The organism is Dictyobacter halimunensis, from assembly GCF_036245075.1.
The window spans coordinates 1,624,326-1,647,039 of record NZ_BSRI01000001.1; the positions used below are offsets into that span (position 1 = coordinate 1,624,326).

A 22,714-nucleotide genomic window follows, 5' to 3' on the forward strand; every position below is an offset into this window, starting at 1 on the left:
GCAGAGCTATGTATTCTTGTGCCGTTGTGGACATGTGTCGGCATTGCCGACACATGTCCACAACGGCACAAGAATACATAAGTTGATGCCGTAGGCGTCAATCAGACTTGAAGAGTTACTGATGCAGTAGAATAAGCAATCTTTTTCGATTGCTTATTCTACGTAGCGTCGCCGTTTCCATTGGCCACGGAGAAAGAGCCAGGCCAGTACAACCATCAGGGCCGCGACCAGCAGGCCGGACTCACCCGTCCAGTGCGAGGTGTCACCGTCACGGCTGAGCGAGTTGAAGATCTCTACAATAAAACTGTTCCAGGCGGCGTGCAGAACTACGGAGGGCCAGATGCTGCCTGTCTGCAGACGCAAGCGCGCCTCCAGGCAGCCGAGACTGGTGATGGTGACCAGGAAGATACAAGCGGAAAAGACGACCGGCCAGCCCATAACAGGCGCGGTCAAAAAGATCAGCGGCCAGTGCCAGAGGGACCAGATAAGTCCGCTGACGATGATTGGTTGCGGCACGCCTGCGTCGATCAGGCGCGTCAGCATATAGCCGCGCCAGCCGAGCTCTTCGCCGGTGGCATTGATAATCTCAGCCGCGAAAAAGGAGACGATCAGGAGCAGGGTCAGTGGCCACATCGCGTTGGCCCCAAACAGGTTGATCGCGAAGCCCAGGCTGGGAGATGGTCGAAAAGGAACCAGGTGTGCCAGGCCGGTAGACCAGGCCAGCCCGTAGGCCAGCAGCGCCACCACGAGCGGCGTCAATAGCGCCAGCACGATCGCGATCCAGGTGCGATGACCACCAAAACGCAGGGAGATGTCGCGCCACCCTTCGTGCAGAAGCCAGCGTGTCAATAAAGCCGCGCAACCAGGGGACCACATCAATAAGAAGCTGCTCACCACACTTTGTGTGGCCAGGGCGAACCAGGCAGCGAGGGTAGAGCAAACAATCAGGAGCAGGAAGAATAGCAACAAACCACGTCTTGCAGAGGCTTTTAAGGTGACATCCTCATCTTTCACGGACAGATCAGCGTCGCTGACCTCCACTGAGAAGCGACCTTTTTGTGGTAGGAGCATATATGCAAATCCTTTTGTGCGGGCACGGCATTCATCTATATTTATTGTACCATAATAGCTCGCGAAATATCTGAATGACGCGGATTTCGCGCCTCTGACCCTAATCGGTTTTGGAGTGCCGACATAATTTCCCTGATAGATTCCGCTAAGGGCGAGCAAGTTGCAACGCGGAGGTGATGCGTTTCTCCACTGGAAAAACTGGTCAGAAAGTGCCAGAAAACGGTCAAATTTGAGAATCCTCAGTGTGTGCGAGCCTACGCACGCCAGAGAAAGAGCTTCAAAGAACGGAACGGACCAATCACAGATCAAGAGTTCTCTTGCTTGCTCCACCCTGGATAGCTTGGGAGATCGAATTTTGTGTCAAATTGCTCCCAATCGATGACGCGATGTGACAAGACACTGGAGGTGATAAGATGGACGGCCAGTGCTCCATGAGCACTCAAGCGATGATTGAAGGCTTCCAGATGCCGCATGGAAGCGAGAGCTACTTTCAGCACAGCACAATGGCTACCGCTAAGCTTATGCATCTCCAGCACTTCCGGGAACTCCTCTAAGGTACTCGTACGCAACAGGCATAAACCCTGGTCACAGCGTAAATGGATCAGGGCCAACAACGGCATGCCCAGTTTTGCGGGATCGATCCGGACACTGTATCCCGTGATCACTTCTGCCGCTTCCAGTTTGCGTAAGCGCTCAGCCACAGCCGGAGCAGACAATCCTACTCTTCTCCCCAATTCGTTCGAGGAGAGGCGGGCGTCCTGTTGCAGTTCATGCAGGATCTTCCAGTCGGTGCTATCAAGCGGCCTTTCTGATTGCAAAGCCATATTTCCTATTTTCCTCGTTTTTTGTAAGCAGTATAGCATATTTCTGTTGTGTTTTGTCTTCCCTATACAAGCTGCGTTCAGCTATACTCTCATGCGTGGAGTGAAGTGGAGTGAGGAGAACTCTGGACAAAAGAAAGAGAGAGAACAATGACAAATCAACTTTCTGATTGGGCAAGGCAATTTCTGCATGACTTCCATTTTGCGGTGGTAAGTACACTCAACCCGGATGGCAGTTCCCACTTGACGACGATGTGGTATCTGCTGGAAGAGGGTGCGACTATCGTCATGAGTGCTCCAGCCACTACCCACAAAGCGAAAAACCTTCGTCGTGATTCTCGTATCTCGATCTGTGTGCCCGATGGCAATCGCTATATCAGCCTTTCCGGCCGCATTTCTCTTTCTGATGATAGGAGCATAGTTCATCGGGACATTGAACGATTGGTAGAGCGCTATGTGCAAGATGAAGCCGCAAGACCACAATCGATTGAGTACCTCATCAGACAGGGTCGTCTTTCTCTCCGCATGATTCCAGAAAAAGTGATCGAGTTTTCACTTTAGGAATGAAATCGTGGCCGACTATCTCGCCAGACAAACTGGGATTGAGTGCATACAGATGCGCTTTGGAGGCATCTATGGTCCGCTCAACCCATGGAACTCCTTCCCAAACGTCCTGGCACAGGCTGCTGTGACAGGCACGAAGCTTGACCTTACAAATGTGCTCGGTGGGCTTCGTGCTCAAGAAGGGGCCGACCTGTGCTATGTCAAGGATGCTGCCCATGCCGTCGCGCTGTTACAGGTGACCGAGACGCTGCATTATCGCGTCTACAACATTGCCGCAGGGAGACCAACGACGAATCAGGAACTGGTCGCTGCCATCAAAGAGGTAATCCCGGAGGCGGTGATCGCGCTGCCATGGGAGGACGAGGGGGCCGAGCCAGTAGCGATTCCTTACCAGGACATCACCCGACTCGTGCAGGACACGGGCTATCAACCACAGTACACGACGAAGCAAGCGATCGCCGATTATATCGCCTGGCTTCAGGCTAGCAACAATTGAAGATCACCATGTGCCATTGAGCCCCGTTCACCGGGCTTTCTATCTGTAGCGGGATGCTTTCCAGTTGTATAAAATATAGGAGCAGGAGAGAGAAGCTGTGAAGGTTCATAAAATAGACCATGTAGGGATTGTCGTCAACGACCTTGCTGCCGCGAAAGCGTTTTTTCTTGAAGTTGGGCTGGAATTGCAGGGGGAAGGAATAGTGGAAGGCGAGTGGGTGGATAATGTGGTCGGGCTTCATGATATGAAAGCCACCTATGCCATGTTGCGAACATCCAACGGTGAAGCAAATATCGAGCTCATCCAATTTTACAGGCCGATCGGCGAAAAAGACAGAGAGCGGCCTCTAGCAAATACTGCGGGTATCCGCCATATCGCATTTGTGGTTGAAGATATTGAAGCAGTTGTTGCGAAGTTGAAAAAGCAGGGTGCGGAAATGGTCGGCAGGATACAGAACTATGAAGATACATATAAGTTGTGCTACATTCGCGGCCCAGAAGATATTATTTTAGAGCTGGCGGAACCAGTCAACTAAATGACCAGCGTCCGGCAGTATTTAGAAACGACGGTTTTGACACTCCTCAGTTCATCCATCAACCTTCTCTATCTGGAAAGCTTGAGAAAGGGGAGAGCTTTCAACTTTTCCTTGCTTGTCTTCCTGCTCAGGGAGCCGTAGCAGGCGAAGATTGTCAAGAGAATAAACTGACTGATGAGTAAAACTGTATTGCCCTACGAGATTTATATGCTGCACAACAGGTGGTAAGGGATAGAACAAGTTGTTCTATCCCTTACCAAATGATGCCTACAATCAGGAGGTAGTATAAGGGACGTTTACCAGGGCTGAGGGGCACGATGATCCACAGCTGCTAGGGTAGGAAAATGTATAGATGCGCCCATTATTGATGGGCTGATTATCGGCATCAAAGACTTTGATCTGGTAGTCCTTACCACCAGAGGAGGTTGGGAGGATGATATAGTCCTGGCCGAGATCGCTGTCCATGGATGCATTGACCCAGGTGCCGTTCTGATAATACTCGATGCCATGGATACCATTGGCAAGGTGCGTGATCGAAATGGCTGACCAGTATGGACTGGCCCCCTGCAAAAATCCGATCTGGATATCGCCGGTATAGCTGGGCGCGGAAATGAACTGCCAGCTAATCTGGCGGTTCTGCCAAAAATTGGGATACATATCACCAACAAGCTGTCCGTTGAGGACAAACTTGTTCAGCGAGTCCTGCGCCAGGTCCAGGTGGTTGAGATCGTCGCGGCACCAGGCGTTTCCATCCTGGCAGCTATCGGCTACCAGCATGTCGAGTGTCGCACCGTTATACTTATCGGTAATCCAGTTGCCGTTGCGGCAGAAAGGCATGTTCTGAGCCCCATCGTTGATACCGGTACAGAAATCGCCGATGGTGACGCGCACCCAGCGTCCGCAGTTGAGCCCGTTGCTAAACATGCCGATCTTGCTGGCGTTTTGCGCCCCGATCGGACGTGTAAGGTAGGTTGTATAGTCATTCGGCGTGTTCTGCACGTTCATGGCCACAAAGTTCTGCGAGTCCAGATTGGCCTGGGGCACACCACAGCCACCATAAGGACTGCCCAGTCCAGAGAACCAGGTGGCGTTGCCGGTATGGCTTCCGCCAGGCTGCAACTGCGTTGGAGTAACGCTGGGCACAAAAGAGCCAGGTGTCGGCGTTGGGGTCTGTCCCGGAGTAGGAGTAGGCGTCGGCGTTGTTCCTGGCGTTGGGGTAGGCGTTGGGGTCGTGCCCGGCGTTGGCGTCGGTCCACCGCTTCCACTGCAGGCATTGCCATTGACGCTATAAGCGGTGGGGGCCGCACTGCTGGAACTGGTGTTGACGTTGAAGCCGGGAACAGCGATCCCGTTGACCGCCATGTTCCCGTTATAGCTGGCGTTCACCACCGTTACCTGCTGGCCCGACTGGGTAAAGGTACCGTTCCAGCCCTGCGTAACGCTCTGGCCGCTGGCCCCCAATGTAAACTTGAGGGTCCAGTTTGACCAGGCGCTCCCGCTGGTATTCTGAATGGTAATATTGGCGCTATACCCTCCCGGCCACTGATTGGTCACGGCATAAGTTGCCTGGCAGTAGGCGGTGGCCGCGTGAGTGACCTGCAAGCTTATGAATAAGACCCCCACAAGGCAGCAGGTCAGCAGAACAGCCACACTACTCACAAGCCATCGCTTAGAGTTCTTTCTATCTTTCATTGGTTTTCCTTAGCCGCTGCGCGGCAGGCGCCCTCAAGGGGCAATACATTCAACATACCATGCAGGAGCCCTTTTGAGAGGGGCGCTGGTATCGTTGGTGTAAGGTGCGCGCCCGGGCACGGGGCCGCCGCACGGCAAAGCTGGGGCAAGCCCAGCACCTACGATGTTACTTTGCAGGACGCGCCGTTGAGCGTGAAGGCGGTGGGATTATTGTTGCTACCACTCACGTTCGCGCTAAAGCCGATACTGGTCTTCGCACCCGAGTTAATCGTGCCGTTATAACTGGCGTTAGTGACCATCACCTGCGCACCCTGCTGGGTAAAGGTACCGTTCCAGCCGCTGGTGACCTGTTGACCGCTGGGGAACGAGAAGACCAGGGTCCAGCCGTTGATCGTGGCTGAACCGGTATTGGTAATGTCGATGTTGCCGTTGAATCCGCCCGACCACTGGTTGGTGATGCTATAGGCGACGCTGCAACTATTGCCAGCCACAGGTGTACTGGTTGGCGTCGGCGTTGGCGTATTGGTCGGGGTTGGCGTCGGGGTGCTGGTCGGCGTCGGCGTTGGTGTACCAGTGCTACCGCTGCCGCTATAGGTAACCTGCGCGATCTGAGGGTCCCAGGCATTTGTCGCATTGGTGGGAAAGACCATCTTCACATAATTGGTGCCAGTAGGAACGCTCACGATGTACTGAATGTGGGTCCAGTTGCCGCCCAGGTTGCTCGTCTGTGGTGTGACCGGGGTATAGGTCTGGTTATCCGCCGAGGTGTAGAACTGAAAGTCACTCACCCCTGTCTGACCCGGCCAGTAGTAGGTGTCAGCCTGGAAGGAGGTCATGCCAGAGAGCTTCCAGACCGCCCACTCGGCGGAGGTGGCGCTACGCGTCAGACGCGAGGTGTCATTATTGAAGTACTGGGTATTGGTTGAGTCAAAGGTCAGATTAGCCGAATGGGACGCGATATTGCTGAAGTCGTTGAGATTATCGACGACGGTGGTGCCACCACCGCCGCCACCGCCACCAATGTTGCCAACCCCCACCTGCCAGGTCTGCGAATAAGCGCCGGAGACGCTCGAAAGATTATAGGCTCGCACGCGATAGAAGATCTGGCCACTGCCGGGCTGTGATGAGTCGGTCCAGGGTGCGTTATTATCTGTGACACAGCGATTGCATACGACGGTCCAGGGGCCATTGCTGCTGCTGGCACGCTCGATCGAATAGGTATCACCACCGGCGGAGCCACGCCAGGCAATCTGGTTACCAGAGACGCTGGTAATGAGTGGAGCGGGCGGAACGCCATCGGCGGGGACCGACTTCCCCTGCATCTTGTAAGCATGGGTACGCAAGAGCTGGGCATCTGAGCGCATGGTCGAGTCGTCACCGGGATAGTGCATGGTATAGCCGTCGTTGTGCTGCACATATCCATAATTGTCTGCATGCGGGAAGATGGACCAGAAGGTGTCGCCAGCGGTATTGGTGTTCTCGATGGTGCTCAGGAAATTGTTGAGTGGATCACCACTGTTCCAGCCGTATTCACCCACATAGAATACTTTGCCAGCGGCGCTCACAGCCTGAGCATACGACTGCACCCAGGAGACACTCATAGGATAGTAGTGCATGGTATACATGTCAACATCGGGCAACGAATATTCAGAGCTGGCAGGACCACTATGGCCGTCGAGGACGAGGTGGTTGTGGTCAAGGCCCTTGATATAGGCGGCGATCGTCTCAGTCCAGCTATCGGGAGGAATGATCTCGTTGCCGGTCTCCCAGGCCATGACGGTGGGATCGTCCTTCCAGGCCACACCGGTATAGGCATTGACGTGGTTCAGCAGCGTGCTGATGTACTGCTCAAAATCTCCAATGACGGTACTGTTGGTGTAGAACTGATTCTCATCGGAGATGCCGCGCCAGTCGGTGAAGTTGTGTTTGCCACCATGGAAGTATTTGTAGTTATCGGTGAAAGGGATAATCAGCCGGATGCCGCGATCTCCAGCCGCCTTGATGGCGTAGTCCATATGCTGCAGCGCGGTCTGGTTGAAGACTCCCAGCGAAGGCTCGACGCAGAGGCTACAGCCGGTGGAGATACCAAGAGTGTGGGAGCGCACTACGTTGGCGCCCATCTCTTTGGCAGTATCCAGGGCATCATCGACGCGGAACTGCGTCGGATAGTTCACACCACCGACGTTCTCATCGAGTCCCAGCCAGTAAATATTGCTTCCAGCGAAACGAAAATTATTGCCATTTAGTTTCAGTTGTGAACCCGAACGCGTCACGAATCCGCTCACGGCGGCATGCGCGGTCGAATCGTGGGTCGAGGGGAAGACAAAGAGCAGTGACAGTATAGCGGTAAATAAGATCATACCCACTGCCAGCACACACGTAAAGCGCTGCGTTGATCTCCTCATTTCTTTTCTCCATTGAACGTTTGAGCCGTGCTGGATCATTTCCAGCATTCATATGTATCAGTGATTCGTTCATTGAACCGTTCGCGGCATTAATGGCACTTTTTTCATGAAAAGTGATACTATCCATGAACAACTACACATGTTTCTATGAATACTGTTATACACCCCTACATCCTATTCAGTCCATCCTTTTATCACCGAATTTCTATGCAAAAATCATTCAGTTTTTGTTCAGTCGGCAAACAACTGAGTTTTACCCACTTACTCCATTCAATGAACAATTTCACATCATTCATTGAATGAGCCATATAAAAGATGTCAGTGGGCATTTTTCCTACCTATGAGGGAAAAATGCCCACTGACATCTCCTTGAGCAACGGGAACTTCACTCATGACACAGGAATAGGATTCAGGTTATTCTCCAAATACATCGATATTACCGAATACAAAGTCGCAGGATCACCTGCAAGGAGGCAATTCTCTATGTCATCAACTACTCTGTATCGTTTGAGCGCTTTAAGCTTATTAATTGGTTGCGTGCTGGTTATCCTGGGCATCGTACCAGGCTTCTTCCTGGGAGATCAAAACCCGGCCAGCACAATTAATGTTGTTAGCTCTATTGTGCGCCTGGTGGGCGCCATGCTGGCCGTGCTGGGTCTGCCGGGCGTCTATGCGGCCAGTTATAGAAAAGCCGGCGTGCTGGCCTTGATTGGCGTCGTAGGTACCTTCATCTGGCTGGCGATGGCGATGGCCTTTGAGCTGATTATCGCTTTTGTGCTGCCGTTCCTGGCCGAGAAAGCTCCAAAGTTGACAGCGGATGGAGCTATGCCTGCGGGACTCTTCATCTTTCTTATCATCGGGGGTCTGATTACCTTAATCGCAAGCCTGATGCTGGGGATCGTGGTGCTCCGCAGCCACATTAGCTCTCGCCTGATCGGTATCCTGCTCATTATCGGAGCAATTGTTAGCTTTGTAGGAAACTTTCTACCGCGAGTGATTTCAGATGTAGGCATAGCCATTCTATTGATCGCCCTAGCGTGGATAGCCCTTGGTGTCTGGTCGCGACGTGAAGCAGTTGCGCAAGAGACCTTCGCACCCCCTACTAGCGTGCGAGCTTAACCGCTGATTTGACCAGGCGTTATGGTCGCGGCTTTGACCAACGCCTGGTACTGATTCTACCCTACATAGATAACTATACAGTTGCTATTCTGTTGGGTACAATTAAAAAACACAATATAATGATTCACCCATCATCAATAAGAATACAGGTGAGAAGCATGAGCCTGGAACATGGATGTACCGAGATCGAGTCTGATGCACAGATCCGCGAAGCGCGGTCACGCACAAACCTGTCTGGCACCCCTCTACGCCTGGCGCGTATAACATGGCTAGTGGTCGCCCTCCTGATACTTGTGCTTTTCTGCATTCGCTTGCCATTCACTTACGCCGACTCCTTTATCATCTGTCGCAGCGGGGATTGCCTGCAGAGCGGTCGTCTGACGCTTGAAAAGGTGCAGGAAGTACAGTCGCTCGGTATGTCTGTCCAGCTCTACGCCACCATCTTTATCTTTGTCAGCCTGATCATCTTACAGCTTGGCTATATCTTCATTGGTATCTTTATCTTCTGGCGCGCCTGGCACAAAAATCACGAGCCGATAGTGCTGATTACGTCGCTGGCCTTGATCTCCTTTGGAGGCATCTTCAGCGCCTTCGATCCTGTAACACCGTTACCTCCCTTTGTTCATGGCCTCTCGCTGATCATGAGCTTCCTGGGCAATTGCTGTATTGGTCTCTTCTTCTATCTATTCCCCGGTGGACGTTTCGAGCCGCGCTGGACACGCTGGCTGGCGCTGGCCTGGATTATCTATTGGGCCATCAACAACCTGTTGTTGAACTCCTTTTTATCGTCAAATGGCATGGTAGGTTTCCTGTTTCTGCCTTTGGTGGGGAGCGCGATCGCGGTACAGGTCTATCGCTATCTGCGCATCTCAACACCCGCTCAGCGCCAGCAGACCAAATGGGTCGTATTTGGCCTCTCACTGGCTCTCGGTGGCTTTATCGCCAGCCTGTTAATACTGACCACCTTTCCCTTTGGGATGACCTTTGGCAATGTGCTGCTGTACGCCTTTCTACTTGCCTTACCAGTTTCGATCGCCATCGCTGTGCTGCGCTCACATCTATGGGACATCGATATCCTGATCAACCGCACGCTGGTCTATATTGCGTTGACCGCCTGTGTGGTACTGGTTTATATACTGGTGGTGGTTTTATTGGGAACGGTATTGCAGACCAGCGGAAATCTGTTTATCTCGCTGCTAGCTACCGGCCTGGTGGCTGTCATCTTTCAACCGCTACGCCTGCGCCTTCAGGCCGCCGTCAATAGATTGATGTTTGGAGAACGCGATACCCCCTATACCGTGATTTCGCGCCTGGGACAGCGCCTGGAGGCCACGCTGGCCGTTGATGCGATCCTACCAACGATTGTGGAGACGGTGGCGCAGGCATTGAAGCTGCCATATGCCGCGATTACCTTGAAGCAGCAAGAGGAGTTCGTGACGGTAGCGGCCTATGGATCTCCCCGAACACAGTTAACGGTGTTGCCGCTGGTCTATCGTACCGAATCAATCGGTGAACTGATACTGGCTCAACGAGCGGAGGGCGAAGATTTTTCCATAGCCGATCGCATGTTGCTGGATGAACTGGCGCGGCAGGCAGGTGCAGCCGCGCACGCGGTACAACTAACGCAGGATCTGCAGCGGTTGACCGGCGAGCTGCAACAGTCGCGTACCCAGCTGGTAACGGCCCGAGAGGAAGAGCGGCGGCGCTTACGCCGCGATCTCCACGATGGCCTGGGTTCGGCCCTGACCAGCATAACGTTTCAGTTGGATGCCGCCTATAATCTGCTGGAGACCGATCCCCAGACGGTTAAGTCGCTCCTCAGAGAGCTGAAGATTCAGGCACAGACCTCCATCAGCGATATCCGGCAGCTGGTCTATAATCTGCGTCCGCCGATTCTGGATGAGTGGGGTCTGCCGGGAGCATTAAGGGAACAGGTCGCGCAATATCAGCTCAATAATGTACAGGTTGTGGTGGAGGTGAACGAGCCGTTGCCTCCACTGCCGGCCGCCGTCGAGGTGGCCGCGTATCGCATAGCGATGGAGGCGCTCTCCAATGTGATCCGCCACGCGCAGGCTTCTTTCTGCACCATACACCTGTCTATTTGCGATCAAGCATTGCTGGTGGAGGTCCAGGATAATGGACAGGGACTGCCACAGAAGTATCGCGCAGGTGTAGGTATACATGCGATGCATGAACGGGCGGCCGAGATCGGTGGTACCTGCGCTATCACCCCCATAGCAACCGGTGGCATACGTGTCCTGGCGAGCCTGCCCCTGGTAAAGGAATAGAGAAGGAAAGATATGAGCAGCACACATGAACCCCTGACCATCCTGCTGGTTGATGATCATCCCCTGGTGCGCAATGGGTTGCGCGCGTTGCTCTCGTCGGTGCCAGATCTTCAGGTGGCGGGCGAGGCGGCCAATGGCAAGGAAGCCATCACCCAGGCGGCGACCCTGCGACCCTCGATCATCTTGATGGACCTGCATATGCCCGAAATGAACGGCATCGAGGCCACCCGCCACATTCTTCAGGCCAATCCGCACATCGGCATCCTGGTCCTCACCATGCTGGAGGATGATGCCTCGGTCTTTGCCGCTATGAGAGCTGGCGCACGGGGCTACCTGCTTAAGGGAGCCGACCAGACCGAGGTGCTGCGCGCCATCGGCGTGGTCGCCCACGGCGAGGCCATCTTCAGTCCACCCATCGCGCGCCGCCTGATGCAGTACTTCGCCAATATGCAGCCAATCCTACCGGCCAGCAGCTTCCCAGATCTGACCGAACGTGAGCGTGAGATACTCACATTGATCACGATGGGAAAAAGCAATGCCGAGATCGCCCAGGAACTGGTGCTAAGTCCCAAAACCGTCAGTAACCACGTCTCCAATATCCTTAGCAAGCTCCAGGTGGTCGATCGCGCCCAGGCCGTGCTACGCGCCCGCCAGGCTGGATTAGGCTAGCTGACGAGGCAATGAATATACCCATGCATCATCCTCATCCGCGCTATGCATGTGCTATAGTAGAGAGGAATTACCACAGCACTGACGATGGTGCAGAATCAGTGACACAGCAATGAGGATATATGAAAAGCATGGCAAACGATAATACGACAACTACCCTCTATATCACCCGGCATGGCCAGACGCATTGGAATGCGGAGAGAAGGATGCAGGGCCACGCCAACTCTGATCTGACGGAACTGGGCACGCAACAGGCGACATGGCTACGCGATGCTGTGCAAGATGTAGACTTCGCCGCCATCTATGCCAGTCCCAGCACACGCGCCTACCACACCGCTGAGATCATTCGGGGACAGCGTACGCAACCGGTCATCCCTTGCGATGAGCTCAAAGAGATCGGTCTGGGGTCGTGGGAGGGACAGCTGGTCAGCGAGATCAAGCAGCAACATCCGACTGAATACTTCGCCTTCTGGCATGCACCCCAGGAATACCAGGCCCTCAACGGTGGCGAGACCTTCGCGCAGGTGAGTGAGCGCGCACTCCCTAAAGTCAATGCATTGATCGAACTACATACAGGTCAGACCATCCTACTCGTCACGCACGCCGTGACCCTCAAAACCATCGTCAGCAGCTTTGAAGATCGTCCGCTCGCCCGCCTCTGGGAGCCTCCGGTGATCCACCCCACCTCCCTCACCAAAATTGTCATCGAGAACGGCGTGGCCCGCATCGCATTATACGCCGACGTCTCGCACCACGAGATCAAACCATCATCGCCCCAGCTCGAAAAAAGCGCCCAGGGTCGCAGCGTATAAAACATAAATCAACCAACCATAAAATTGTTCCGTGGATCATCATACGTTCGCATCCACAACGTCCACCATGTACGAAGGTGTTCCCGTACCTGGAAATAATTATGTTGGTGGTTTGCATGCTCAAAAATGCATGCCCCACTCTCATGATACGCAAGGCTCATGAAATCGAGATTCCGTACGCCAACGGGACGGCATGCACAAGGCACGCACTGCTGCATCTATGAGGGTCAACATATCAGATAGGCCGCGGTGCTATGCCGCTACGAGGGGGTTACTATGGTGGTACCACTTGTCTAGACAGAAATGGGCCAATTTTAAGAGAGAACTCAGCAGTATTAGAGAATTGATGGTGAACAATCAGGTCGATACACTGCAAAAGGTGTTTTGTACTCTAATGACTGATGGTACCGTTGGTAATTGTAAAAATGAAAATAGTCTGCTAATCCTTTTCTCGCTTCGGACACGGTTTGGTAGTCTTTGATATAGACCTCCTCATATTTCACACTGCGCCATAAGCGTTCCACAAAAATATTGTCTAACGCCCGTCCACGCCCATCCCAACTGATACGAATAGCTGACTGGAGTAAACGACCAGTGAAGTCTTTGCTCGTGAATTGGGCACCTTGATCGGTATTGAAAATCTCTGGCCGGGCCGCTTGTAACGCTCGGTCTAGCGCTTCCAAGCAGAAACTGCTATCCAATGTCGTTGAAAGTTCCCACGCCAGCACAAATCGGCTGAACCAATCAATAATCGCCATCAGGAACACAGAGCCTCGCGCTAGGCTAATGTAGGTAATATCGCAGCTCCAGACCTGGTCAATCCGATCAATGCTCATACCACGCAGAAGATAGGGATAGCGTACCGAGGGTTCTCCCGGCAGGCTCACCCGTGGTTTTGGATAGATCGTTTCCAGGCCCATCCGCTGCATCAGCCGTCGTACTCGTTTCCGATCGACGGTATATCCTTGTTCTTGAAGGAACACCACCATTTTCCGTTTTCCATAAAAGGGAGTCCGCGTATATTGTTCATCAAGCAATCGCATCAACAGCAGATCTTCCTCACTTTCAGGCACAGGCTCATAGTAATAGCTTGAACGAGCTAAACCCAACAGTTCACACTGGCGCGCGATCGACAAGTGCGGGTGATTGGGCTCGATCAAGAACCGCTTGCCTTCAACGGTACTGATCTGATTTTTTTTTAAGGAAATCTGCCTCGACTTTGAGTTGACCAATTTGTTGATATAAGCTTGCTATCAAGGCGTCGTCATTCTTCGCTCGCTCAGATCCAGGACGCTCAAAGATGGCTGGCAGCTCATCGAGAACTTGCTTTTTCCATTGCGTAATTTGGGTAGAATGCACTCCATACTCTGAAGATATCTCGTTGATTGTTTTCAGACCTTTTATTGCTTCCAGAGCCACTTTTGCTTTGAAATTGCTGCTGTACTTTTTTGGTGAACGTGCCATGGTTTTCCTCCTTGCGGATGCTTGTCTCCTTCCTGCTATTTTATCTCATTGACCTGTCCAGTTTTCCGCCCCCATTATATACGTTTCGTTATTGGGAGGCTTTTTCGCGCGGGAAACATTCTCTTGGTTTGGGAGCGATGAACACTTTGATTATCTCATTGGTACCGGGTATATAAATTAATCCGCCAAAACAGTAAGAGGCCCACCTTCTAGATCAATCGATCACGGCGGGCCGCTTCGTCTATTGTTATGTATCAATCTTCATGCTAATCAAAATGAGACATCTGAACCTCTCCTTTCCTTAGATTAATAACCGGTGGTCTGCATTAACTATCTCAGCATGTCATGCGTACATGATTTTTACCTGCTGATCAGCTGCGTGGATATATAATATTAGGCACTACTTGCAGAGCCTGATGTATATTGAAATGGGCTAAACTCAATAACACAAAAACTATTGCGAGCAAAGTAAAAAGAGCAATCAGAACTGTCATCAAAAGTTGCTTGTTGCGCAGTGCAAAAACCATGGCCTTAATCCTTTCTGCTGAGTAATATACTCAAATCCCACTAAATTGGGGTTCCACCGGCTGGCGTGGCGTGTCAAGTGAACAATTATCAATCGATTCAAATACTAACACCTAAAGATGCTTTTCTTGCTTTACAGCATTTGCACCAATATTCAATTGGCTCGTTACTTGTTGATAAAAATATACATGATTGTACTGTGAATTATGGCTCTTTTTATCCATAATTCACAGTACAATGAGTCTAGGTGGTTAAGTAGGGGGGTCTCTGATTTGGAGGGAAAACTAGCAATTTATAGATGAAAATCTCAAGATTGGATGAAGGTCATTAAATGAGATGGAGATCGCAAGAATTTTGGATGTCAAAATGGAAGTAGCTCTTCTTGGTTTAAGAAGAGCTACAGTGTTATCCTTAATGTGCCTTTTCACACTTTATTCTCCTGTGTGCTATATCTATGGATCAGTTTTTCTGATAATTTTTCATCTAAAAACGCTTTATTTTCAACAAAAATTTTATGAGATTCGTGTAAATAGTCTAAAGCAAGATTATATTTTCTATTCTTTTCACCATCCGCGTTAAAAATCGTTGTTGCATATTGATATAAAATGCGTGCATATTCTAATTTATTTTCATTTTTACGAATCGCAGACAAAGCTTGGTTAAAATATTCTAAAGCCTGGTCTCTCATACCTAGATTACTGTAGATAGTTCCTAAAACACGTTGACCACGAGCAGTAAAGCCTAGTAATCCATATTGTTCTATCTCTTCAAAAGCATTACTACCTTCTTCAAAAGCATATTGAGTTTCTCCCAGTGATAACAATACTTGCGCCAGAATAAGCCTGCCTTCGGTTCTTGCTTCAGCTTCGATACCCTCATAATGAATTGCTTGAACGAGTGTCCTTTTGGCGCGGCTCAGCAATTTATTTTTTCTAGTATTAGATTTATCTATGCTATAACCACTCATCGCCTGAACAAAACGTAGATTGCCAAGTGCGATTAAAGCCAATCCTACACAAGGAGCTGCATATGTAACCCTTCCAATCCCTAATGCTTTTTTTAATGCAGCAATAGCCTCGGTGATTTGTCCGCTTTCTTGATATGCGAGAGATAAATATGAGCAGAAGATGCTGTAAATTATCGGGTCTTTAGTATAGTGCTCAGCCAGTAAAATTGCTTGCCGCAATTCTTTTTGGGACTCCAAGAAATTTCCAATTCGCAGATCTAATACTCCTAAATTTCCCATTACTACAGATACTAAAGGCATCTCGCCAATACGTTCTGCGTCATTTAGAGAGCGTCTTAATTTAGACTGCGCTTGAGAATATTCAGCTAGTCTTAAATATAAGTCCCCCATGTTGCAGCTAGCTATGGCAATTTCCCTTGGCCTATCATATTGTTCAAATATTTCTACTGCTTTATTTAAGTGTGGTAATGCATCATTACATAAGCCACTAGCCGCTTCGATATTACTCAATACAATATAAGTACGACCGAGGTCAACAGGATCATATTGAAAAACGCGCCCAATATAAGAATTAGGATCATTAACGACTAATTTGTTTCTTTGGGTATCCGATATACCTTCAAACAATCTCAAAGTCTCATTAACAAGAGCACGGGCTTCCTGATAATTACCGATGCGCCACTGAACATAACTTTGTTGCAAGCGTATTCTCGCTAAGATTGGTCCATCTACGATGTTTGAGTCTTTAAGCAATTGTTCTGCAAGGCTATGATATTGATCAGCCTTTACCATATCACCTGTATCATAAAAAGTTCTTCCTATCTCACCAAGCAACATGGCCTGAAGCTGTATTTCTTGTATAGAAGTTTGCGATTGAGATTCAACCATATAACGACGACGTATATCTAAAGATTTCTCATAAAACGTACGTGCTTCTTCATCTTTACCCTGTACTCTTGTACACTCAGCTAAACGTTCTCGGAAATATGCCAAACGCAAGTAATCATTCAAATGAAAATGCTCTATTGCAATATGATAAAGTTCTTCAGCCTCTTTATAAGATGAAAGCATATACGCCTGATTAGCCGCCAAATCTGCATAGTGAACTATCAGCTGATCATCTGCTCCTCCATTAACAAGGTGGTAAGTAATAGTACCTGCGCCATTTTCTTCATTATCTTTGTATAGATTTCGTAAAACCTCGGCGGCTTTGCGGTGGAGGCTGGCGCGGCGCGCGGCAGACAGGCGTTCGTATAGATAATTTTGTAGCAGGGGGTGCCAGAAGTGGTAGGTGATTCTGGTGCCGGTGCCTTCTTCGGTGAGCATGCCGGAGCGTAGGGCTTCTTCGAGGAGGTCGAGGACGACGTCTTCGTGGTTGGGGAGCTGCGATTCCATTTCACTGATGGCCTGAAATTCGAAGGAGCCGCCGATGACGGCGGCTTTACCGAGCAGTTGCTGACATTTTTCGCTCAGGCGCGTCAGGCGCAGGGCGAGTACGGCGTTGATGGTGTCGGGCAGGTTGTCATTGCTGCCTCGGTTCGTAGATATATCGGACGCGGGGGCGTCGACAACGCTACGGGCCAGTTCCTCTGCGAAGAAAGGGTTACCGCCCGCGCGCTTCGTGATCTCTTCGATCATGGTTTCCGGGGCATGCGAGACCTGGGAGACCAGCGCGTTGATCTGCTCTTTACTCAGCAGGTCCAGGGAGATGGTTTCGACGGCGTTCTCGCGGCGCAGGTCGGTGAGCAGCGAGCGCAGGGGGCTATTGGGGTCGAGCTCGTTTTCGCGGCAGGTGCCGACGATGGTGATAGGATAGCCATAGGTGCGGCGTGCCAGGTAGGCCAGTAGTTCGCAGCTGCTGCTGTCTGCCCACTGCAGGTCGTCCAGGGTGATCAGGAGCGGGGTGCTCTCGCTGATCAGGGTGAGAAGTTCGCGGGCCGCCTCCCAGAGGCGCAGTTGCTCTTGCTCGGGTGAGAGCGAGGAGGGGAAGTTGACCGTCGCGAGGAGGTCGTGAATTTCGGGCAGCAGGGTACCCAGTGGCTGGAAGACCAGCGGGCGTCGCTTGACCTCCTGGCGCTGCCAGACGCCCTGGTCCATGGCTTTGCGCAGCACTTCGGTCCAGAGACGATAGGGGATGGTGCCTTCCTGGGCATAGACGCGGCTCCAGGCCACGGCCCAGCCGCGCTTCTTGGCTTCGCGGCCCAGCTCTTCGGCCAATCGCGTCTTGCCGATACCGACATCACCCATCAAGAGCACACACTGTGGACGGCGATTGGGGTCGAGGGTGGCTACGGTAGAGCGGCGTTGGAACCGGGCCGCCTGCTCGGTCGTTGTCAGCAGCTCATGCAGCTGCTCTAATTCCTGCTGGCGGCCCACCAGCGGACTCTGATGGCTACGACCGATCTGTACCGAAGGTGACTCGGTCACCGCGCCAGGATTGCTGTTGGCGTCGCGTGTCGCCTGTTCGGCGGCGGCCTCGCTAGCCCGGGCCTTGTTGCGGTCACGCCTCAGATCATCATAGAGCTTGCGCGTCTCTGGCAGGGGCGCGATATTATATTCCTGCTGCAGCACCTTATCAAGCTTCTTATACGCGCGCAAGGCCTCACCACGGCGTCCTAGCTTCTCCAACACGATCATCAGTCGCTGCACGCCCGCCTCATTGGTGGGATCTACCGCGATCAATTTATCCAATGGCTCGATCGCGTGCACCAGGGCATCGCGGGCAATCATCAGGTCCGCCAGTTCGAGCAACAGACCAATCCAGCTACGCTGCAACGACTCACGGCGCGCACGCGTCCATTCGTTGCGCCGATCTTCGGACAGGAACTCACCACCGTACAGGCTGGCAGCCTCCTTGAGCAGCTTCTCTTTGGTGCCAAGATCCTCATCATCTTTCATTTCATGGGCCCGCGTCAGCAGTTGCTCAAAGACATCGGCATCCACCCAGATCTGCGAGGAATCCGCCAGCGTCAGAACTTCACGCTCGGTCAACAGGAGCGGCGAGGTTGCGGGACGATTGCGGCCCGGCTCAAACACCTGGCGCAGGCTATAGACGGCACGGTCCAGGCGACTACCGGCGGTCTCTATATCCAGATCGGGCCAGAGCGCCTCGGTAATCTGTTCACGCCCCAGCTTGCGTCCCGTCACACTGACCAGGCAGCCCAACAGGGCACGCACCCGCTGATGTTGCCATGAAGCGTCCTTCACCGTCTGCCAGTCCTGATGATCACGCGGATCGCGCCGCTCCAGACGGAACTGTCCCAGGGTATAAATACGGATAACAGCCTGGTCCTTCTCGTTCGTCTGCGCGGTCGCTGGCTGCTGATTGCCAAGCATCGTCGCTTCCGCCTCGGGCGGCAAATGTTTTCCAATATAGGTGCGAGTCGTACGCCCCTCTACCGTCTGATAAGCATACCAATAGGGACCATGTCCGACCCCTTCCCGGCACCGCTTACAACGTGGTTTTCCACAATAACTGACCTGCTGGTGATAGGTGATCTTCGTATTCATCGCACGTGCTCCTGAGTTCGCCACCCGAAAGTCCTATATCTATCTAAAAATGAATGAATATTAACTTTAAAAATGACCATGCTTTCACCGCTTCCATCTCCGCTTCTTTCCTCACTGAGAGGCATAGTCGGTATCCGGCATCTATAAAAACGAGAGTCCGAAGCTATTTCCAACCGCCTGCCGTCCATGCCGGGCAATATTCCCATCCCGTGAAAAGATGATCATTACAAAGACGAACAATCCCCCTGGCATATCAAATACTGTACAGCAGGCAGTATATATCATGATAAATAAAACTTCATTATGGTATGAAAATAGTATTAAAAAATGGGGAGGAAAACATTTGTAAAAACGATGTTCTTCATATGCAAAAAATAAGGGGTACTATAGTTAATTGTATGTGGAACTTTTTCATAGGACTGGACCCACTACTACATTCTTTCTCGCCCTATGAAAAAGTTCCAGACTCTGTGTGAGCTCAGGATAATCGCACCACGTAACGGCCAACAAAGGAAACAGACTGGATATCGCCTTCGCGGATATCAGCCATTAATTCCAGGCGCCCTTTCCTATGGGCACGCAGCATATTCTCAAAGCGCCCCAACTGCTCATTTGTGGGACGATAGCAATACGCCGAGAAGTCCTTTGTTACCGGGGCCAGGTAGCGGCACGTGCTGTCTTGAATGATGATTTCTCCCTGCAGTCCGTACTCCTGCAGCATAAACCAGAGCATGCTCCATCCAGCCAGGGTTAACAGCGCGCTCAGGCTACCACCAAAGGCGGTGCCAGCATGGTTGACATTCTCAGCCAGGGGTGCGTCCAGGCGCAGCACGCGTTCATCGTAGGCACCCACCTTCAGATTAAAATGCCGGGTGATTGGTATCTCTGTATTGAGCAGCGTCTGGAGTTCGCGCAAACTATCCTGCATAGTATCTCTGCCTGCCTTCTCCATAAAATCATAAGCGTCTACAGTGTATCCTGTTTTAAGCACTTCCATCAAATACATATGCTGGTTTTTTTATATGTGGTGGATGAGGGCACGTTCGCAGATAACAAAAAGAGGACGAGATCGCAGGCTGCAACCTCGTCCTCTTCTGGCTTTTCAGGATATCTTCTGTGCATACTGGTCGATATTGCGGATCATAGCGGGGATCCATTTTTTTGTCTCGGGCAGTTCGTACATAGCTTCGGTCAGCGTCCAGCGGATGCTGGTAATCAGGATACAGACGGCGCCAAGGGCGATCTGCCACTCAAGCGACCGGCTCAGCATAGGCTCTACATCAGGATACGTCGCTGCCCAGTGTCTGACCTCGGCCTCATAAGCCTGCAGCATAAGCTGCGTCTCCACCTTGCGAAAAGCGCCTGCGTGCACCAGGCTATAGAGATCGCCCAGGTAAGGACTGAGGTAGGCCATAGCCCAGTCAACCGGGACGACGGTATCGTCGCTGATAACCAGGTTTTTGACATGGTAGTCGTTATGGCAGAGGGTCAGGGGAAGCTGGCGGTAGAGGTCGTGCAACTGGTCCGGCAACCAGCACTTCACAGCCTGCAGCACCGCCTTCTTCTCCGTCTCCAGCTCACCGCACTGGAGCAGATAATCAAGGGCCTGCAGATAGTAATCAGCGGAGATGCGATACTGTTCGAAGCTGCTAACATTCTCGTGCTGCAACTGCACCAGCGCGGCACAACGCAGACGTGCCAGCACTCGGGCGGATTCCAGGAAATGTTCCGTCTGAGGCTGCCGCTCAAGTGTGTCAAAACCAACATCCTCTAAGATAAACAGATGCTCGGATGCGCCCAACCAGTAGGAATGGAGTTGTGGCCGTGGTGCATGCAGTGGTGATAGAACCTCCTGATAAATAGGAAGCTCCACAGCCATTGAGCCGCTACTCTTCTTGGCGATCCACGTCGCTCCATTGCGCATCGTAATGCGCCACACCTCGGAAAGCCCCCACTTGCGGAGCAATTCCCACCGTACCGTTTCCGCCAGCATCGGCAGCTGCAAGATATAGTTGCGCCATGGCAGAGGAATCATATTAATATTTGACATATATTTTCTCATTATATGGAACAACAACGTACATCACTACATAGAATAGTATAGACAATCCTCTTCAAAGTTAGCAAGTTTGTATATTGTTGGCGAATGATACGGATGGTGCGCAATGCGCACCATCCGTATCATTCGCCAACAATATACAAACTGACACCCCTCTCTTTTCAGAATAACCTGATCGGGGGTACACTATGGAGAGAGTTGGGCTTGAAGAGTGACGATGAGATAAGCGTGATACGATAAAAATGCTATATACATTATATATGTATTACAGGAGTTATACATGACAAATCGTTTTTATGATATAGATACGGCGGAGCAGAAGGATGCCCTGGCATCCTGGCATGATGGGCCAACAAAACAGGCTATCCGTAATTTTGTGCGCAGGGTCAGCTCCCAGGATAGTCCCGATTACGTTCCCCCGGATGAGAGGATTGCCGCCTTTGACAACGATGGTACGCTGTGGTGCGAGAAACCATCGTATGTGCAGGAAATCTTTATTATCAAATACTTCCATGAGCAGGCCGCACTCCATCCAGAGCTGCGCGATGTACAGCCGTTTAAAGCTTTTGTAGAGGATGATCGGGCCTATTTTCAGGCATTGAGCATTGAGGAAATAGATACCTTGATCCTGCAGGCCGTCTCCGACCTGCCACAGGATGAGTATGTGCAGAAGGTGCGCTCATTCTTCCAGGAATCGTTACACCCACATTATCAGCGTCCCTTTACCGAGATGGCCTATGCGCCTATGGTCGAGCTGATGACATATCTACGACAGCACGAGTTTCAGATCTACGTGGTGACGGGGGGTGAGACAGATTTTGTGCGTCAGATCGCGGAGAAGATGTACGGGGTTCCCAGCAGTCATGTGATCGGCAGTTCGGTGATGGTAAAATTGGAAACGCAGCATGATCGGCCACTGCTCATCAGGCAGAAAAGCATGGTTGAACCGCTGAATGAAGGTCCCGGTAAGGTTGTCAATATACACGTGCATATCGGTCAGCCGCCGATCCTATCGGTCGGCAATTCAAATGGCGATCTGGATATGCTCCTGTATACTGAACACCAGGCGCGTCCACACCTGCCACTGCTGATACATCACGATGACGAAGAGCGAGAGTTCGCCTATGATCATGGAGCCGAAAAGGCGCTGCAGGCAGCCACCTTGCACGGCTGGAATATCATCAGTATGAAGCGTGACTTCAAACACGTCTTCTCAATTGCCTCCACAGAGGCCACCTACAACACAGCTCGATAAGAATGTAACTGATTCCCAGCATGCCCCTGGGTCTGGGAAACGCAGGCGTTCCCACACTCTATTACTCTGTTGGTGCAACAGGCGCGCATTCGCACCTGTTGCACCAACAGAGTAATGACTTTTGAGCACCGGAGGTGCGAAAGCTCGTACATGCCACAGACGAGGGTCATAAGAGCAAGGTCAATTTATAAATTTCAACAGATTAATTTGGACGGTAGGGAAGTTGCTCATCCGACGGCTTATCAGCATCCGCATTGGGATAGTTATTCGCGGCGGATGGCGCCGTCCCCGCCTGGGGACCAGAAGCATAGACCGTTTTATCCTCAGCAGGTACCTGCTCTCTTTGCGCTTCTGCGGGTCGTTCTGGCACCGATGGTCTATAGGCAGGTTGTCCCGGCTGCGGAGATCTATAAGAAGAGCCGGCCCGCTGCGTTGGCTCTAGCTGCGATGAACCATACGCCG

Annotated in this window: 17 protein-coding genes; 8 read left to right on the top strand and 9 right to left on the bottom strand. The window is 51.7% G+C overall.

The window, feature by feature from the left end; all coding sequences use genetic code 11:
* Window positions 1-153: 153 nt before the first annotated feature.
* Together AABA21_RS06480 and AABA21_RS06485 are read right to left on the bottom strand one after the other, a co-directional pair.
* Window positions 154-1,071 (bottom strand): CPBP family glutamic-type intramembrane protease, encoded by a 918-nt coding sequence (locus tag AABA21_RS06480; protein ID WP_338248165.1) that lies wholly within the window; start codon window positions 1,069-1,071, stop codon window positions 154-156.
* Between the two features lie 305 nt (window positions 1,072-1,376).
* The gene (locus AABA21_RS06485) at window positions 1,377-1,895 is read right to left on the bottom strand and encodes an Lrp/AsnC family transcriptional regulator (RefSeq protein WP_338248166.1); all 519 of its coding nucleotides are present in this window, start codon (window positions 1,893-1,895) and stop codon (window positions 1,377-1,379) included.
* 147 nt (window positions 1,896-2,042) lie between these two features.
* On the opposite strand from AABA21_RS06485, the gene AABA21_RS06490 reads away from it, so the two are divergent.
* The 3 genes from AABA21_RS06490 (at window position 2,043) to AABA21_RS06500 (ending at window position 3,487) form a co-directional block, all read left to right on the top strand.
* Window positions 2,043-2,453, top strand: coding sequence for a pyridoxamine 5'-phosphate oxidase family protein (locus AABA21_RS06490; RefSeq protein ID WP_338248167.1), 411 nt, complete (start codon window positions 2,043-2,045; stop codon window positions 2,451-2,453).
* 10 nt (window positions 2,454-2,463) lie between these two features.
* Window positions 2,464-2,952, top strand: coding sequence for an NAD-dependent epimerase/dehydratase family protein (locus AABA21_RS06495; protein ID WP_338248168.1), 489 nt, complete (start codon window positions 2,464-2,466; stop codon window positions 2,950-2,952).
* A gap of 97 nt (window positions 2,953-3,049) precedes the next feature.
* Window positions 3,050-3,487, top strand: a complete 438-nt coding sequence (locus tag AABA21_RS06500; protein ID WP_338248169.1) for a VOC family protein — start codon at window positions 3,050-3,052, stop codon at window positions 3,485-3,487.
* Window positions 3,488-3,760: 273 nt separating this feature from the next.
* On the opposite strand, the gene AABA21_RS06505 is transcribed toward AABA21_RS06500, so the two are convergent.
* Window positions 3,761-5,179 (bottom strand): cellulose binding domain-containing protein, encoded by a 1,419-nt coding sequence (locus tag AABA21_RS06505; protein WP_338248170.1) that lies wholly within the window; start codon window positions 5,177-5,179, stop codon window positions 3,761-3,763.
* 158 nt (window positions 5,180-5,337) lie between these two features.
* Window positions 5,338-7,584 carry a cellulose binding domain-containing protein gene (locus tag AABA21_RS06510; RefSeq protein WP_338248171.1) on the bottom strand — a complete coding sequence of 749 codons (2,247 nt, stop codon included), beginning with the start codon at window positions 7,582-7,584 and terminating at the stop codon, window positions 5,338-5,340.
* 483 nt (window positions 7,585-8,067) lie between these two features.
* On the opposite strand from AABA21_RS06510, the gene AABA21_RS06515 reads away from it, so the two are divergent.
* From AABA21_RS06515 to AABA21_RS06530, 4 genes are all read left to right on the top strand, one after another.
* Window positions 8,068-8,703, top strand: a complete 636-nt coding sequence (locus AABA21_RS06515; RefSeq protein WP_338248172.1) for a hypothetical protein — start codon at window positions 8,068-8,070, stop codon at window positions 8,701-8,703.
* 158 nt (window positions 8,704-8,861) lie between these two features.
* The gene (locus AABA21_RS06520; protein WP_338248173.1) at window positions 8,862-10,991 is read left to right on the top strand and encodes an ATP-binding protein; all 2,130 of its coding nucleotides are present in this window, start codon (window positions 8,862-8,864) and stop codon (window positions 10,989-10,991) included.
* Between the two features lie 12 nt (window positions 10,992-11,003).
* Complete coding sequence (locus tag AABA21_RS06525) at window positions 11,004-11,660, top strand: response regulator (protein ID WP_338248174.1); 657 nt, start codon at window positions 11,004-11,006, stop codon at window positions 11,658-11,660.
* Between the two features lie 131 nt (window positions 11,661-11,791).
* The gene (locus AABA21_RS06530) at window positions 11,792-12,472 is read left to right on the top strand and encodes a histidine phosphatase family protein (RefSeq protein ID WP_338248175.1); all 681 of its coding nucleotides are present in this window, start codon (window positions 11,792-11,794) and stop codon (window positions 12,470-12,472) included.
* Between the two features lie 335 nt (window positions 12,473-12,807).
* Here the strand turns inward: AABA21_RS06530 and AABA21_RS06535 are convergent.
* The 4 genes from AABA21_RS06535 to AABA21_RS06550 all read right to left on the bottom strand — a co-directional run bounded on the left by AABA21_RS06535 (window position 12,808) and on the right by AABA21_RS06550 (window position 20,988).
* A protein-coding gene (locus tag AABA21_RS06535; protein WP_338248176.1) for an IS3 family transposase occupies window positions 12,808-13,936 on the bottom strand; the annotation gives its coding sequence in 2 pieces (ribosomal slippage) (window positions 12,808-13,656 and window positions 13,658-13,936; 1,128 coding nt in all).
* Between the two features lie 949 nt (window positions 13,937-14,885).
* Window positions 14,886-18,938 carry a DUF6788 family protein gene (locus tag AABA21_RS06540; protein WP_338248177.1) on the bottom strand — a complete coding sequence of 1,351 codons (4,053 nt, stop codon included), beginning with the start codon at window positions 18,936-18,938 and terminating at the stop codon, window positions 14,886-14,888.
* Between the two features lie 478 nt (window positions 18,939-19,416).
* Window positions 19,417-19,866 (bottom strand): thioesterase domain-containing protein, encoded by a 450-nt coding sequence (locus AABA21_RS06545; RefSeq protein WP_338248178.1) that lies wholly within the window; start codon window positions 19,864-19,866, stop codon window positions 19,417-19,419.
* A gap of 174 nt (window positions 19,867-20,040) precedes the next feature.
* Window positions 20,041-20,988 (bottom strand): aminoglycoside phosphotransferase family protein, encoded by a 948-nt coding sequence (locus tag AABA21_RS06550; protein WP_338248179.1) that lies wholly within the window; start codon window positions 20,986-20,988, stop codon window positions 20,041-20,043.
* 289 nt (window positions 20,989-21,277) lie between these two features.
* Here AABA21_RS06550 and AABA21_RS06555 point away from each other — a divergent pair, with 289 nt between their 5' ends.
* On the top strand, window positions 21,278-22,252 hold the full coding sequence (locus tag AABA21_RS06555; protein ID WP_338248180.1) for an HAD family hydrolase: 975 nt from the start codon (window positions 21,278-21,280) through the stop codon (window positions 22,250-22,252).
* Window positions 22,253-22,454: 202 nt separating this feature from the next.
* On the opposite strand, the gene AABA21_RS06560 is transcribed toward AABA21_RS06555, so the two are convergent.
* Window positions 22,455-22,622 (bottom strand): hypothetical protein, encoded by a 168-nt coding sequence (locus tag AABA21_RS06560; RefSeq protein ID WP_338248181.1) that lies wholly within the window; start codon window positions 22,620-22,622, stop codon window positions 22,455-22,457.
* Window positions 22,623-22,714 lie beyond the last annotated feature (92 nt).

Bases quoted from the DNA above. Each gene is read 5' to 3' on its own strand.
- AABA21_RS06540 (WP_338248177.1), bottom strand. From the start codon at position 18,938: ATGAATACGAAGATCACCTATCACCAGCAGGTCAGTTATTGTGGAAAA.
- AABA21_RS06525 (WP_338248174.1), top strand. From the start codon at position 11,004: ATGAGCAGCACACATGAACCCCTGACCATCCTGCTGGTTGATGATCAT.
- AABA21_RS06550 (WP_338248179.1), bottom strand. From the start codon at position 20,988: ATGTCAAATATTAATATGATTCCTCTGCCATGGCGCAACTATATCTTG.
- AABA21_RS06520 (WP_338248173.1), top strand. From the start codon at position 8,862: ATGAGCCTGGAACATGGATGTACCGAGATCGAGTCTGATGCACAGATC.
- AABA21_RS06490 (WP_338248167.1), top strand. From the start codon at position 2,043: ATGACAAATCAACTTTCTGATTGGGCAAGGCAATTTCTGCATGACTTC.
- AABA21_RS06480 (WP_338248165.1), bottom strand. From the start codon at position 1,071: ATGCTCCTACCACAAAAAGGTCGCTTCTCAGTGGAGGTCAGCGACGCT.
- AABA21_RS06545 (WP_338248178.1), bottom strand. From the start codon at position 19,866: ATGCAGGATAGTTTGCGCGAACTCCAGACGCTGCTCAATACAGAGATA.
- AABA21_RS06510 (WP_338248171.1), bottom strand. From the start codon at position 7,584: ATGAGGAGATCAACGCAGCGCTTTACGTGTGTGCTGGCAGTGGGTATG.
- AABA21_RS06530 (WP_338248175.1), top strand. From the start codon at position 11,792: ATGGCAAACGATAATACGACAACTACCCTCTATATCACCCGGCATGGC.
- AABA21_RS06555 (WP_338248180.1), top strand. From the start codon at position 21,278: ATGACAAATCGTTTTTATGATATAGATACGGCGGAGCAGAAGGATGCC.
- AABA21_RS06485 (WP_338248166.1), bottom strand. From the start codon at position 1,895: ATGGCTTTGCAATCAGAAAGGCCGCTTGATAGCACCGACTGGAAGATC.
- AABA21_RS06505 (WP_338248170.1), bottom strand. From the start codon at position 5,179: ATGAAAGATAGAAAGAACTCTAAGCGATGGCTTGTGAGTAGTGTGGCT.
- AABA21_RS06515 (WP_338248172.1), top strand. From the start codon at position 8,068: ATGTCATCAACTACTCTGTATCGTTTGAGCGCTTTAAGCTTATTAATT.